The sequence below is a fragment of the Micromonospora sp. AMSO12t genome, assembly GCF_008806585.1.
GTDB classification, from domain to species: Bacteria; Actinomycetota; Actinomycetes; order Mycobacteriales; family Micromonosporaceae; genus Micromonospora; species Micromonospora reichwaldensis.
The window spans coordinates 1-13,309 of sequence record NZ_WAAS01000180.1 but is presented as its reverse complement, the minus strand read 5'-3'; the positions used below and the strand labels follow the sequence as shown (position 1 = coordinate 13,309).

The 13,309-nt window shown below is 73.1% G+C and carries 16 protein-coding genes; 8 read left to right on the top strand and 8 right to left on the bottom strand.

Going from position 1 to position 13,309, the window contains the following annotated elements:
• Positions 1–164 precede the first annotated feature (164 nt).
• Positions 165–1,082 carry a pyridoxal 5'-phosphate synthase lyase subunit PdxS gene (gene pdxS, locus F6X68_RS22775; protein WP_151456191.1) on the top strand — a complete coding sequence of 306 codons (918 nt, stop codon included), beginning with the start codon at positions 165–167 and terminating at the stop codon, positions 1,080–1,082.
• Positions 1,083–1,181: 99 nt separating this feature from the next.
• Positions 1,182–1,790 (top strand): pyridoxal 5'-phosphate synthase glutaminase subunit PdxT, encoded by a 609-nt coding sequence (pdxT, locus tag F6X68_RS22770; protein WP_151456190.1) that lies wholly within the window; start codon positions 1,182–1,184, stop codon positions 1,788–1,790.
• A gap of 40 nt (positions 1,791–1,830) precedes the next feature.
• Here the strand turns inward: pdxT and F6X68_RS22765 are convergent, their stop codons facing one another.
• Positions 1,831–2,682 (bottom strand): helix-turn-helix transcriptional regulator, encoded by an 852-nt coding sequence (locus tag F6X68_RS22765; RefSeq protein ID WP_225852370.1) that lies wholly within the window; start codon positions 2,680–2,682, stop codon positions 1,831–1,833.
• 104 nt (positions 2,683–2,786) lie between these two features.
• Between F6X68_RS22765 and F6X68_RS22760 the strand changes: the two genes are divergently transcribed.
• From F6X68_RS22760 to F6X68_RS22740, 5 genes are all read left to right on the top strand, one after another.
• On the top strand, positions 2,787–3,446 hold the full coding sequence (locus F6X68_RS22760) for an NADPH-dependent FMN reductase (RefSeq protein ID WP_151456188.1): 660 nt from the start codon (positions 2,787–2,789) through the stop codon (positions 3,444–3,446).
• A gap of 2 nt (positions 3,447–3,448) precedes the next feature.
• Positions 3,449–3,745 (top strand): hypothetical protein, encoded by a 297-nt coding sequence (locus tag F6X68_RS22755; protein WP_151456187.1) that lies wholly within the window; start codon positions 3,449–3,451, stop codon positions 3,743–3,745.
• Positions 3,746–3,980: 235 nt separating this feature from the next.
• Complete coding sequence (locus F6X68_RS22750) at positions 3,981–4,730, top strand: YebC/PmpR family DNA-binding transcriptional regulator (protein WP_151456186.1); 750 nt, start codon at positions 3,981–3,983, stop codon at positions 4,728–4,730.
• A gap of 347 nt (positions 4,731–5,077) precedes the next feature.
• The gene (locus tag F6X68_RS22745; RefSeq protein ID WP_151456185.1) at positions 5,078–6,040 is read left to right on the top strand and encodes a phosphotransferase family protein; all 963 of its coding nucleotides are present in this window, start codon (positions 5,078–5,080) and stop codon (positions 6,038–6,040) included.
• Positions 6,041–6,060: 20 nt separating this feature from the next.
• Complete coding sequence (locus F6X68_RS22740; protein WP_151456184.1) at positions 6,061–6,267, top strand: hypothetical protein; 207 nt, start codon at positions 6,061–6,063, stop codon at positions 6,265–6,267.
• A 15-nt stretch (positions 6,268–6,282) separates the two neighbouring features.
• Here the strand turns inward: F6X68_RS22740 and F6X68_RS22735 are convergent, their stop codons facing one another.
• The 7 genes from F6X68_RS22735 to F6X68_RS22705 form a co-directional block, all read right to left on the bottom strand.
• Positions 6,283–7,344, bottom strand: a complete 1,062-nt coding sequence (locus tag F6X68_RS22735; RefSeq protein ID WP_151456183.1) for an ABC transporter permease — start codon at positions 7,342–7,344, stop codon at positions 6,283–6,285.
• Positions 7,341–8,234 (bottom strand): ABC transporter ATP-binding protein, encoded by an 894-nt coding sequence (locus F6X68_RS22730; RefSeq protein ID WP_151456182.1) that lies wholly within the window; start codon positions 8,232–8,234, stop codon positions 7,341–7,343. The genes F6X68_RS22735 and F6X68_RS22730 overlap by 4 nt, the downstream gene beginning before the upstream one ends.
• Before the next feature lie 81 nt (positions 8,235–8,315).
• Positions 8,316–9,017 (bottom strand): response regulator transcription factor, encoded by a 702-nt coding sequence (locus tag F6X68_RS22725; RefSeq protein ID WP_151456192.1) that lies wholly within the window; start codon positions 9,015–9,017, stop codon positions 8,316–8,318.
• 14 nt (positions 9,018–9,031) lie between these two features.
• On the bottom strand, positions 9,032–10,318 hold the full coding sequence (locus tag F6X68_RS22720; RefSeq protein WP_151456181.1) for a sensor histidine kinase: 1,287 nt from the start codon (positions 10,316–10,318) through the stop codon (positions 9,032–9,034).
• Between the two features lie 126 nt (positions 10,319–10,444).
• On the bottom strand, positions 10,445–11,395 hold the full coding sequence (locus F6X68_RS22715; RefSeq protein ID WP_151456180.1) for a permease prefix domain 1-containing protein: 951 nt from the start codon (positions 11,393–11,395) through the stop codon (positions 10,445–10,447).
• Complete coding sequence (locus F6X68_RS22710) at positions 11,392–11,733, bottom strand: PadR family transcriptional regulator (protein ID WP_089001033.1); 342 nt, start codon at positions 11,731–11,733, stop codon at positions 11,392–11,394. Before F6X68_RS22710 ends, F6X68_RS22715 begins: the two co-directional genes overlap by 4 nt.
• A gap of 132 nt (positions 11,734–11,865) precedes the next feature.
• A complete protein-coding gene (locus tag F6X68_RS22705; RefSeq protein WP_151456179.1) occupies positions 11,866–12,501 on the bottom strand; it encodes a hypothetical protein in 636 nt (211 codons plus the stop codon).
• A gap of 232 nt (positions 12,502–12,733) precedes the next feature.
• Here F6X68_RS22705 and F6X68_RS22700 point away from each other — a divergent pair.
• Positions 12,734–13,309, top strand: a 576-nt coding sequence (locus F6X68_RS22700) for a serine/threonine-protein kinase (RefSeq protein ID WP_151456178.1), incomplete at its 3' end; no start/stop codon positions are given.

Here is a 13,309-nt window from a genome sequence, read left to right as displayed (position 1 = left end):
TTCGCATCCGGGAGCAGCGGGGCAGGTGGGGAGGAACCACGCGGGGGCGGTGATGGCTGCCACAGTGCAGGCCACCGTGGGCCTGATTGGCTGTCGGATCGGCGTTGGGACCGTCGTAGCATTTCCGCAGCCACCCCCCGAGCATGTTCGAGGAGCGATGACCCGTGCCCGAAACCACTGCCCAGAACGCTAGCGCCAGCCCCGTCACCGGCACCGCCCGCGTCAAGCGCGGCATGGCCGAGATGCTCAAGGGCGGCGTGATCATGGACGTGGTCAACGCCGAGCAGGCCAAGATCGCCGAGGACGCCGGCGCCGTCGCGGTGATGGCGCTCGAGCGGGTGCCCGCCGACATCCGCGCCCAGGGCGGGGTGTCCCGGATGAGCGACCCCGACATGATCGACGGCATCATCAACGCCGTCTCCATCCCGGTCATGGCCAAGGCCCGGATCGGTCACTTCGTGGAGGCCCAGATCCTCCAGTCGCTCGGCGTCGACTACGTCGACGAGTCCGAGGTGCTGACCCCGGCCGACTTCGCGAACCACATCGACAAGTGGGCCTTCACCGTCCCCTTCGTCTGCGGGGCGACCAACCTCGGCGAGGCCCTGCGCCGGATCACCGAGGGCGCGGCCATGATCCGCTCCAAGGGCGAGGCCGGCACCGGTGACGTCTCCAACGCCACGACCCACATGCGCAAGATCCGGCAGGAGATCCGCCGGCTGAGCTCGCTGCCGACCGACGAGCTGTTCGTGGCCGCCAAGGAGCTCCAGGCGCCGTACGAGCTGGTCAAGGAGGTCGCCGAGAGCGGCAAGCTGCCGGTGGTGCTCTTCACCGCCGGTGGGATCGCCACCCCGGCCGACGCCGCGATGATGATGCAGCTCGGCGCCGAGGGCGTCTTCGTCGGCTCCGGCATCTTCAAGTCCGGCAACCCCGCGCAGCGCGCCGCCGCGATCGTCAAGGCCACCACCTTCCACGACGACCCGGACGTGCTGGCCAAGGTCTCCCGGGGCCTGGGCGAGGCGATGGTCGGCATCAACGTCGACGAGATCCCGCAGCCGCACCGCCTGGCCGAGCGCGGCTGGTGAGCTGTCAGGAAGGGCACCCTCCTGTCGCCTGGTGCGCAGGAAGGTGCCCTTCCTGACGAAGCAACCGAGCCGCCACGTTCACCACGAGAGGAACGGCAGATGAGCGACGCACCCGTCATCGGCGTGCTCGCCCTCCAGGGCGACGTCCGCGAGCACGTCGCCGCGCTGGCCGAGGCCGGCGCGGACGCCCGCCCGGTACGCCGCCCGCAGGAGCTGGACGCGGTGGACGGGCTGGTCATCCCCGGCGGTGAGTCCACCACGATCAGCAAGCTCGCCGACATCTTCGAGCTGCGCGAGCCGATCGACAAGCGCATCGCGGGCGGCATGCCGGTCTACGGCTCCTGCGCCGGCATGATCATGCTGGCCACCGAGGTCCTCGACGGCCGGCCCGACCAGCGCGGCTTCGCCGGCATCGAGATGACCGTGCGGCGCAACGCGTTCGGCCGGCAGGTCGATTCCTTCGAGGCGCCGGTGGGGGTCACCGGGATCGAGGGCGGCCCGTTCCACGCGGTGTTCATCCGGGCGCCGTGGGTCGAGCGGGTCGGCGACGGCGTCGAGGTGCTCGGCACGGTGACCGAGGGCCCGGCCGCCGGGCGGGTCGTGGCGGTGCGGCAGGGCAACCTGCTGGCCACCTCGTTCCACCCCGAGCTGACCGGCGACGCGCGGGTGCACGCGTACTTCGTGGCGATGGTCCGGGCGTCCCGCTGAGTGGCGGCGACGGATCCTCCGGCCGGGAGGGCCCGTCGCCTCAGCCGGCCACCGAGCGCAGGTGCCCGGGCAGGCGGCCCCGCAGCCGGTCCAAGCCGGCCGCGGTGGCCGCGTCGGCGGGAACGTGGACGACGAGACGCTGGTGGTCACTGTCGGCGAACTCCAGCGTCTCGTAGGTCAGGCGCAGCAGCCCCACCTCCGGGTGCTGCAGCCCCCGCACGCCGGTGACCGGCGCGGCCACCGGTCGCCGCTGCCACCGCTCGGTGAAGGGCGCGCCGACCGTACGGGCGAGCCGCCCGGCGAAGTCGTCGACGGCCAGGTCACCCTGGCGCAGCCGGTGCAGCTCGGCGATCTGGTGGTCGGCCAGCTGTGCCCAGTCGGGGAAGTGGTCGCGGGCGCGCTCGTCGGCAAGCACGAACCACACCAGGTTGGGGCGGTGGCCGTCGAACAGGCCCAGCGGGCGGGCCAGCCGGTCGAACGGATCGTTCCAGGCCAGCACGTCGCCGAGCCGGTTCAGCACGTACGCGGGGGAGTCCCGCAGCGCGTCGAGCACCGCGCCGACGGTCGGCCGAACCGTGCGGGAGACCGTCTGCCGCTCACCCGGGCACAGGCTCCGGCCGTGGTTCGCCGCCGCCAACTGCCGCAGATGCTCGCGGTCGGCGTCGTCGAGCAACAGGGCGTCGGCGAGCGCGGCGAGGATCTCGGGCGACGGATGGGTGTCGCGGCCCTGTTCCAGGCGGGTCAGGTATTCGACGCTGACCTGTGCGAGCGTCGCCAGCTCGGCTCGACGCAGCCCGGGCGTGCGCCGCCGGGACCCTGCGGCGAGGCCGACCTGGGCCGGCTGCACGGCTTCCCGGCGGCTACGCAGGAACGCGCCCAACTCTCCGTCCATCACCCGGCCATCCTGGCAGTGTTCCGCCGGCGGAGGGTGGCCCTGTCGGGGCCACCCTTGCGGCGGTCTCCCCACGCCGCCGGACCGGTCGCAGGCTCGTCGGCATGGAGAACGCACAGACAGCAGGGCCGGTCCGGATCGGCCTGATCGTGGGAAGCACCCGTCCCGGCCGGCGCGGTCCGGCGGTCGCGGGATGGGCGACGGAGGTCGCGGCGGGGCACGACGCGGTGCGTTCCGGTGCGGCGACCGTGACGGTGCTGGACCTGGCGGAGCAGCAGTTGCCGCTGCTCGACGAGCCGGTGCCGGCGATGTTCGGCGACTACCGGAACCCGCACACCCGCCGCTGGTCCGCCCTGGTGGGGGCCTGTGACGCGTTCGTGTTCGTCACGCCGGAGTACAACCACTCCGTGCCGGCCGCGCTGAAGAACGCCGTCGACTACCTCCACGCCGAGTGGAACGGCAAGCCGGCCGGAATACTCAGCTACGGCGTGCGGGGCGGCACCCTGGCCAACGAGCACCTACGGCAGATCCTGACCGAGGTGCGGGCGATGGTCGTGCCCACCGCGGTCTCGCTGACCGTCTTCACCGACTTCGACTTCTCCGAGGCGGATCCGGGCGATCCGACGGCACCGGGGCGGATCGCGCCGGCGACCGAGCGGGCGGAAGCCCTGTCGGCGATGCTGACGGAGATCGTCGCCCAGGCGCGCGAGCCGCGCCCCGGTGACCCGGTGGCGGCCGACGCCGGCGCGGAGCGGGTGGGGTGAGCATGGAGACGATCATCATCAGCTACCGGGTCCGGGCCGGGCACCTGTCGGAGCACCTGCGCCTGCTCGGGGCCGTCCACGAGGAGGTGGCCCGGACCCGGCCGGCCGGGCTGCGGTTCGTGACGCTCCAACTGGACGACGAGCGGAGCTTCGTGGACATCGCCGTGGCGCCCGAGCTGCCGGGCCCGTTGCCGGAGCTGGAGTCGTTCCGCCGCTACCGGCCCGGCTTGGAGGACCGGTGCGAACAGCGGTCCACCTCCGGGTTCGGGGTGCTGGGCTCGTACGGCTTCGGGGCCTGACCGCAGCCGCGTTTTCGTCCCGTCCGTCCCGTTGCGGGCGGTCGGGGCGGGGCGGCGGCGCGCGGCGCGGTGACAGCGACCCGCCGGGCGTCGGTAGGATTGCCGAGATTCGGCGGGGCCAGCTGCCCGTCCACGGCTTTCCCGCAGGGCTGCCCGGCACCACCGCGTGCGCCGGCGGGAGCGGGGGCGTGCGCGGTCGGTCGATGCAGACGGCGGGTAGCAACGGAGGTAGCAGATGTCCGGCCACTCAAAGTGGGCGACGACCAAGCACAAGAAGGCGGTCATCGACGCCAAGCGCGGCAAGATGTTCGCCAAGCTGATCAAGAACGTCGAGGTCGCCGCGCGCACCGGCGGCGGTGACCCGGCCGGCAACCCGACGCTCTACGACGCCATCCAGAAGGCGAAGAAGAACTCGGTCCCCAACGACAACATCGACCGCGCCGTCAAGCGCGGCTCGGGCCTGGAGGCCGGCGGCGCCGACTGGCAGACCATCATGTACGAGGGCTACGGCCCGAACGGCGTGGCGATGCTGATCGAGTGCCTCACCGACAACCGCAACCGCGCGGCCACCGAGGTGCGCACCGCGCTGACCCGCAACGGCGGCTCGCTCGCCGACGCGGGCTCGGTGTCGTACATGTTCTCCCGCAAGGGCGTCGTGCTCGTCCCCAAGGCCGGCACGACCGAGGACGACGTGATGATGGCGGTCCTCGACGCCGGCGCCGAGGAGGTCAACGACCTGGGCGAGGCGTTCGAGGTGGTCTCCGAGCCGACCGACCTGATCGCCGTGCGCACCGCGCTCCAGGACGCCGCCATCGAGTACGAGTCGGCCGAGTCGTCGCTGATCCCGAGCGTCAACGTCCCCCTCGACGAGGAGGGCGCCCGCAAGATCTTCAAGCTGATCGACGTCCTGGAGGACTGCGACGACGTGCAGAACGTCTACGCGAACTTCGACGTCAGCGACGAGGTGATGGAGGCCGTCGGCTGACCGACGGGCTTCTGCCCGGTTCCCCGTCGCCGGGTACGGCGGGCGGGGGACCGGCAACCGTCGCCGAGCCGTTTCCCGGCGGGGCGAAGGACCGGCTGCTGTCGCGGCGCGTCGGCCCCGTGGTCGGGAACCCGCTACCGACGCCGAGCCGTCTTCCGGCGGCGCCGGTCTCGATGCCGGTTGTGCGGGAGCCGTGCCGTCCGGACACCGCTCCGCGGCGACCGCCCGGGAGTGGATGTCGCGTCCGGTTCACGCTGCTGGTGGATGGTCCTGCTGCGCGGCGACGGTCGAAGCTCTCCCGCATAAAACCTTCGCGCGTGCCGCCCTCCCGATGATGAGGTGGCACGGTGACCAACCACGATGGGGCGGCGGCTGTCCGACCGTTGACACTGGCCTGGGTGAGCCGACATCTGGAGGCCGGCGAACGGATCGTCAGGGCCGAGGCGCTGCACGGCGGCATCACTGCCGAAATGCGGAGGCTGACCATCGGCACGCGGGACGAAAGCACCCGCGACCTGGTGCTGCGGAGCTTCGTCAACCCGTTCTACCTGGGACACGCCGAGGACTGGCTGAACCGGGAGGCCGACGCTCTGTCCCTGCTCACCGGCACCGGCGTGCCGGCTCCTGGACTGCTCGCGGTTGATCCGACCGCCGCGCATTGCGAGTATCTATCGCTCCTGATGACACATCTGGCAGGCCGGACGGTCCTCGACGATGAGGGATTGGAGACGCGCGTTCCTCTGCTGGCCCGTCAACTCGTGGCGATCCACACGGTGCGACCCGCCGAGCGGCCCCGGGAGTATGTGGCGTTGACGACCGCCGACACCGTCGTGACTCCGAAGGGCGCCGACGCGGCGGCATGGGCCGCGGCGATCGACGTGATCCGCAGGCCCGCGCCGCCCTATGAAGGGCGGTTCCTGCACAGGGACTTCCAACCCGGCAACGTGCTGTTCGACGTGCCACCCGCAAGGCCGGCAGGTGCCCGGATCACCGGCGTCGTCGACTGGGCAGCGACCTCCTGGGGCCCGGCGGATCTCGATGTGGCGCACTGCTCCACCAATCTCGCACTGCTGCACGGCCCGGCGTGGGGTCTGCGGTTCGCTCAGGCGTACGAGGAGGCCGGCGGGGTGCTGGCCGCGGCCGCGAGCGAGCGGCTGTACTGGCAGGTGCGGGACGCGCTGGCGTGCTCAGAAGAAGTGCAGGTGGTGACGCAGCCATGGCGGAAGGCAGGTAGGACAGAGCTGACGACGCGAGCCGTGGAGGAGCGGCTGGATGCCTATGTCACCGCCCTGATGGACGCGCTGGGCTGAGTCAAGGCCGCACCTGGCTGATGGCCGCCTACCGGGGCGCGAAGCCCGGGCTCCCGAACGGGACGCTCTTCGCCGTCGACGGCACGGTGGCGCCCCGACCGGGCGTCCTGACGGGCCAGCCGGACGGGGCGACCGGCCGGCTGGTCCCGCTGGTCCCGGCCGGGCTGACGGACCCGGTTACCGCCGCCGCGACCGACAGCCGCCGCAAGCGGTCCACCTGGCGGTAGCCGCCGGCCGAACCGTCAGCCCACCTTCTCGCGCGACCGCCACGCGGTGCGCACCGAGGTGCGGCCGTTGGTGCGCAGCAGCGAGCCCTCGTACACCCGGGCCCCGGCGGCCACGACTGCGGCGGCCGCGACCAGCAGCAGGGCCAGGGACACCAGCGGCTCCCAGCCGGCCGCGTCCCCCGTGAACAGCCGCAACGGCATGGCCGTCGGCGCGGAGAACGGCACGTAGGACAGCACCCGCATGGCCGTCGCGTTGTCGTTCAGGAAGATCACCGCGAAGAACGGCAGCATGACCGCGAGCTGCACCGGCGTCGACACGCCGGCGATGTCCTCCTGGCGGTTCACCAGTGCGCCGGCCGCCGCCCACATGGCCGCGACCAGCACGAAGCCGAGCAGGAAGAACGGCAGGAACCAGCCGATCGCCGGGGCCAGCAGCGAGAGCAGTCCGCCGCTGTCGCCGAACTGCACACCGACCAGGGCGACGAGGGCGACCAGGGCGATCTGCCCCAGGGCCAGCACCGTGCCGGCGATCATCTTGCCGGCCAGCAACGCCCGTACCGGCACCGCGGCGACCAGGATCTCCACGATCCTCGTCTGCTTCTCCTCGACGATGCTCTGCGCGATCTGCACGCCGAAGGTCTGCGAGGTGACGAAGAAGATGAACGCGAAGGCGAACGGCACCAGGAAGGCCACCATCGGGTCCACCGCGTCGGGGTCCAGCAGCCGGACCGCGGGCTGCGTGCTCAGCGCCGCCACCACGTCGTCGGGGGCCTCGTCCATGGCCAGCACCGCCGGCCCGGAGACCACCGCGGCGTCGACGTCGCCGTCGCGTACGGCCTGCTCGGCGGCGCGGTCGTCGGGGACCGTACGGACCTCCAGCCCCGCCTCGCGCAGCGGGCCGGCCGCCGACGCGGTCACCGCCACGCTCGACGGGCCGCCGGAGAGCAGCGGCGGCAGGATGGTCGCGGCGGCGGCGATCAGCAGGAAGAACAGGGTGCTGAACAGGAAGGTGCGGTCGCGCAGCTTGACCCGGATCTCCCGGCCGGCGACCAGCCGGGTGGCCTGCATCGTGTTCACTGGGCGACCTCTCGGAAGATCTCGGTGAGGGAGGGGCTGACCGGGCGGAACGCGCGGACCGGGCCGCGCGCCAGCGCCGCGTGCAGCACCGGCTGCTCGTCCGCGCCGGGCGCGAGGTCGAACACGGCGCGCGCGCCGTCCAGGTCGACGAGGGTCACCCCCGGCTGGTCCCGCAGCCAGCCGGCGTCGGTCTCCACCACCAGCTCGTACCGGGGCACGGTGTACGTCGCGCGCAGCTCCTCGCGGCTGCCGGCGGCCCGGATGACGCCGCCCCCGATGATCACCAGGTCGTCGCAGAGCCGCTCGACGACGTCCAGCTGATGGCTGGAGAACAGCACCGGCGCGCCCGCGGCGGCCCGCTCCCGCAGGACCGCCACGACCGTGTCCACGGCCAACGGGTCGAGCCCGGAGAACGGCTCGTCGAGCACCAGCACCTCGGGATCGTGCACCAGGGCGGCGGCGATCTGCGCGCGCTGCTGGTTGCCCAGCGACAGCGTCTCCAGCAGGTCGTCGCCGCGCTCGGCGAGCCCGACCCGCTCCAGCAGCGCGTCCGTGTTGCGTTGCGCCGCGGTGGCGGTCATCCCGTGCAGCCGACCCAGGTAGGCCACCTGGTCCCGGACGCTCATCTTCGGGTAGAGGCCGCGTTCCTCCGGCATGTAGCCGAAGCGCTGGCGGGCCCGCCGGCTCAGCGGAGCGCCCTGCCAGGTGATCTCACCGGCGTCCGGGGCGAGCACCCCGAGGATGATCCGCATGGTGGTGGTCTTGCCGGCGCCGTTGCCGCCCACGAAGCCGGTCATCCGGCCGGCGGCCACGTCGAAGGACACGTTCTGGAGCACCCGTCGGTCGCCGAAGCTGCGGTCGACGCCGTCGAGGCGGAGCACATTGGTCACGGCGTCCACGCTAGATCGCCGGCCGCGCCCCGCCGTCCGCCCCGAGATCGAGCACGACGTCCCCCTCATGGCGGAGCCGGGTCAGCCGCCGGGGCGCACCACCCCGTGCTCGTACGCGAAGACCACCGCCTGCACCCGGTCGCGCAGGCCCAGCTTGGCGAGCACCCGGCTGACGTGGGTCTTCACCGTCGCCTCGCCCAGGTGCAGCTCGGCGGCGATCTCGGCGTTGCTGGCGCCGCCGGCGACCAGGACCAGGACCTCCCGCTCGCGGGGGGTGAGGTCCCGCAGCGCCGCCTCGGGAGCCGTCCTCGGGCCGCCCGGCGGGCCGGGCTCGCCGGGGCGGGCGAAGGTGGCGATCACCCGCCGGGTGAGTTCCGGGGCGAGCAGGCCGTCGCCCCGGGCGAGCACCCGGATCGCCTCGATCAGGGCCTCCGGGGTGCCGTTCTTGAGCAGGAAGCCGCTGGCCCCGGCGCGCAGCGCGGCGAACAGGTAGTCGTCCCGGTCGAACGTGGTGAGGATCAGTACGGCCGGCCCGCCCGGCCCGTCCTCCCCGGCGGTGATCCGCCGGGTGGCCTCCAGCCCGTCGACCCCGGGCATCTCGACGTCCATCAGCACGACGTCCGGACGCAGCGCCCGGGTCATGGTGGCGGCGCGCTCCCCGTCGGCGGCCTCCCCGACGACCTCGATGTCGTCCTCCACCTCCAGGATGACCCGGAAACCGGTGCGGACCAGGTGCTGGTCGTCGGCGAGCAGCACCCGGACCGGACGGTCGGTCCCGGGCACCTCCTGCCCGGCGCTCACGCGGGCCGCCCCACCGGCAGCGGCAGCGGGAACCGGGCCCGTACCCGCCAGCCACCGCCGGCGCGCGGGCCGACCTCCAGCGCGCCGCCGTGGGTGGCGACCCGCTCGCGCATCCCGACCAGGCCGAGCCCGTCGGCGTTCGCCGGGCGGGTCGCCCGTCCGTCATCGGTCACGTCGACCTCCACCTCGTGTGCCAGGTAGCGGATGCGCACGTCGAGCGCGGTCGCGCCCTCGGCGTGCTTGAGCGTGTTCGTCACGGCCTCCTGGGCCACCCGGTACGCGGCCTGCGAGACCGACTCCGGCAGCGGCGCCGGGTCCCCGTACACGCCCATGGTGGCCCGCAGCCCGGCCTCGCGGGCGCGCTCGACCACGGCCGCGATCTGGTCGACACCGGCCGGTCCCGGCTGTTCCGGGCGGTCCGGGCCGCCGTCGCGGGCGCGGAGCAGGCCGAGCATCCGGCGCAGCTCGTCGACGGCCGTGCGGGCGGTCTCCTCGATCGCGCTGAGCGCCGCGCGGGCCTTGACCGGGTCCTTGTCGAACACCCGGCGGGCGGCGGACGCCTGCACACCCATCACCGACACGTGGTGGGCGACGACGTCGTGCAGCTCCCGGGCGATGCGGACCCGCTCGCCCACCACCGCGTGCTCGCGGATCTCGGCCTGCGAGCGGCGCAGCTCCTCGGCCCGTGCCTGCACCTCGTGCTGCCGCCGGGCGGCCAGCCACGCCGTCTCCCCGAAGAAGTACGCGAAACCGAAGTAGAGGCCGTTGACCAGCACGCCGTTCACCATGGCCGCGAGCAACGGGGGCACGGGCCCGACGGCGCGGGCGAACGCGTCCGGGGGGATGGTGGTGTAGGTGGTCGCGTAGTAGATCCCGAGCCACAGGAACATGGTGGCGATGACGCCGATCCGCAGCCGCCGGGACAGCCGCCGTTCCCGGCCCCACGCGCCCAACGTGTAGAGGGCGGCGAACAGCGCCCACGAGGCGAGCTGCGTCTCCGGGGCGGAGCGGGCCTGCGCGGCGATGAACGCGATCGAGACCACCAGCGTGACGGCGGCGGGGAACCGGCGTCGCCAGATCAGCGGCAGGGTCACCGCGACGGTCCAGAAGATCTGCTCCGGGCCGGACGGCGGCGGGCCGAGCAGGAACGCGCCGGCGCTGCGGGTCAGGGTCAGGCTGAACAGCGCCAGGACGGTCGCGGCCAACCCGATGTAGACGTCCAGCCGGCGCTGCTCCGGGGTGGGCCCCGGGCGTCGCCAGTCCTCGTCGGTGTCGCTGTTCATCCAGGTCAGGATCTCATCCCGCCGGGCGCCGCCGATCCGGCACCCGGCCGGGGCGGCCCGGCCTGTCGCGGGGCGGCACGGTCACGGCCCGGCACGCGTGGCGCGCCGGGCCGTGACGGTGGTGGATCAGGTGCGGTTGCGCCACGTCTTGACGGCGCTGTCGAGGATGTCCCAGAGCGTCACCAGCACCGTGCCGGCGACCACGGCGGTCGCCACCAGGTTCAGGTTGTCGCCCTCGCCGAGCCACTCGAAGCGGGCCACGAACTCGGGGTTGAGCAGCCGGTCGGTCGACATCAGCCAGACCACCGGCGCCGCGAACGCCAGGCCGAGTACCGCGTTGACCGCGACCAGCGACCAGGTCCAGCGCCCGACCCGGTACTTGGCGAACTCCAGGCCGATCGTGGCCACCAGCACCGCGATCAGGAACGGCAGCCAGAAGCTCCACAGCGCCGGGTCGAGGATCGGCAGGTTCTCGCCGTCGTCGGTGGGCACGAACGAGCGGAAGTGCTGCATCGGCAGGTAGGCGATGACCAGCGCCAGGAAGGTGACCGAGGCGGCGATGTCGGTGAGGGTGATCTGCCGGTCGATCGTGTCCTCCGGGAGCTGGTCGACGCTCCACGCAGGCAGGTGCAGGGGGGTCTTGGTGCGCTCCAGCACCGCGAAGACCACTGTCACCCAGAAGGCGATCTGGACGGCCACCTGGAAGGCGGTGGTGATGCCCGCGCCGATCCCCTCGCCCGCGTTGCCGCCGTCGGCGACCCTGAGCAGGCCGGCCAGCACGCCGACCAGGGCCGGGATGAAGCTGAGCAGCAACTTCATCAGCCGCGACCAGGCCAGGTAGTAGGCCGGTCCGATGAGCTGCAACCGGCGGTCGGCGTAGCGGGCGGCGAGCTTGTCCGGGTCGCCCAGCTCCGTGAGCACCTCCCGCTCGGCGGCGGCGGCGTCCTGCCCGCCGGCCGTACGGCCCTCGACCATGTCCGCGATCGAGGCGCGCAGCTCGGTGTCGATCTCCGCGCGGCGCGCGACCGGCACCGAACGCAGGGTCGCGGTGAGGTATCGGTCGGTCAGGGTGGTCATCGATCGGCTCCTTCGATCAGCCCGGTCAGGGAGGTCTGCACTGTGGCGAGGTCGGTGAGGAGCCGGCCCAGCACCGACTCGCCCTCCTCGCTGGTCCGGTAGAACTTGCGTGGCCGGCTCTCCTCGGTGTTCCACTCGCTGGTCAGCAGCCCCTGCTCCTCCAGCCGCCGCAGCAGCGGGTAGAGCGTGTTGGCGTCGACCGGGAAGCCGTGGTCGGAAAGGCGTTGCAGCAACGCGTAACCGTAGTCGGGCCGGCGCAGCGCGACGAGGCTGGCCACCACCACGGTGCCCCGGCGCAACTCCTGGAGATGCGTTCGCAGGATCTCATCGCTAACCATGCGTCACACCATACTGTGTGTCACACACTATCGTCCAGTGATACATCATCGTGCGCGTCAACATCAGTGTGTTCGGGCGAAACGGACGGCGGCGGACCCTCGGAGGGATCCGCCGCCGTGGGCGCCGGCCGCTCAGCAGGACCGGCCCTCCCGGAAACCGCGCTCGACGACGGACGCCGGCCCGACCTGGAGGTAGCCGACCCCCGGCCGGATCGGGTGGCCGGTGAACAGCTCCACCCGGGAACCGACGCGCACCAGATAGGCCGAGGCGTCGCCCGCGTCGTTGCGGATCATCGAGCCCCGCGGGCCGTAGATCTCCTCCAAGGCGGCGAAGGACATGCCCACCCCCGCGCCGGCGGGCGTGCGCGGCGGCGCGGTGGCGGTGCCCACCTCCACCAGCCGCCCGTCGCGGAAGGCCAGCAGGATCTTCCCCGCCCAGGCCCCGGTGACGCCGGCACGGACCGTGCCGTCGCAGTCGGGAGCCACCCAGTCGATGAGGCCGGCCGCCGACAGGCGAGCCAGGTCGGCCCCGATCCGGAACGGCCCCGCGCCCCGGACGCTGATGAGCCGGACCTCGTCGGGATCGGCGGCGGCCGGGAGGGCGGCGCCGTCCGTACCCGCGCCGAGGCGGCCGTCGGCACGTTCGGACAGGTTCCCGGCGACGGCGGCCGGCCTGGACGCGGCGGCGGCCGGTGCCGCCGTGGTGATCGGCACGAGCCCGGCCGTGGCCAGCAGGGCGGTGACGACGGTGTACGAGAGACGGTGCACGGGGATCTCCTCCTCCGGAGTGCGGGTGTCCTTGTCCTGTTGGTCACCCGTCCGGCCGGATCGGTTCGTCGGTTTCCCGACCGGTGCGCCCGACCAGTACGCCCCGACCGGTGCGCCCGGCCCGCCCGACGCGCCGACCCCGCGTGGCGGCCGCGGGCTGCCCCCGGCCCGCTCCGCCGTCTACTGTCGAGGCGGAACGGCGACCGGCGGTGCCGGTGTCGGGGGTGGTGCGGTGAGCAGTCCGGGGCGGATCGGGCCCTACCGGGTCGAGCGGTTGCTGGGCACGGGGTCGTTCGCGACGGTGTGGCTGGCCCACGACCCGGTGCTCGACTCCCGGGTGGCGATCAAGGTGCTGGCCGAGAACTGGCACCACGACCTGCGCGTACGGGAGCGCTTCCTGGACGAGGCCCGCCTGCTGCGCCGGCTCGACGACGAGCGGCTGGTCCGCGTCCACGCGGTCGGCGAGTTGGCCGACGGGCGGCCGTACTCGGTGCTGACCTGGGCCGACGGCGGCAGCCTGCGCGAGCGGCTGGCGGCCGGGGCGATGCCGGCGCCCGCCGCCCTGGAACTGCTGGCCGAGATCGCCGCCGGCGTCGCCGTCCTGCACCGGCACGGCGTGGTGCACCGCGACCTGAGCCCGGGCAACGTGCTGTTCCGCTCCGGCCCGTACGGCGAGCGGGTGCTGATCGCCGACCTCGGGCTGGCCAAGGCCCTCGCCGCCGCCTCCGGTCTCACCGCCCGGGCCGGCACCCCCGGCTACATGGCCCCGGAGCAGGACGACCCGTTCGCCATCGTCGACACCCGCGCC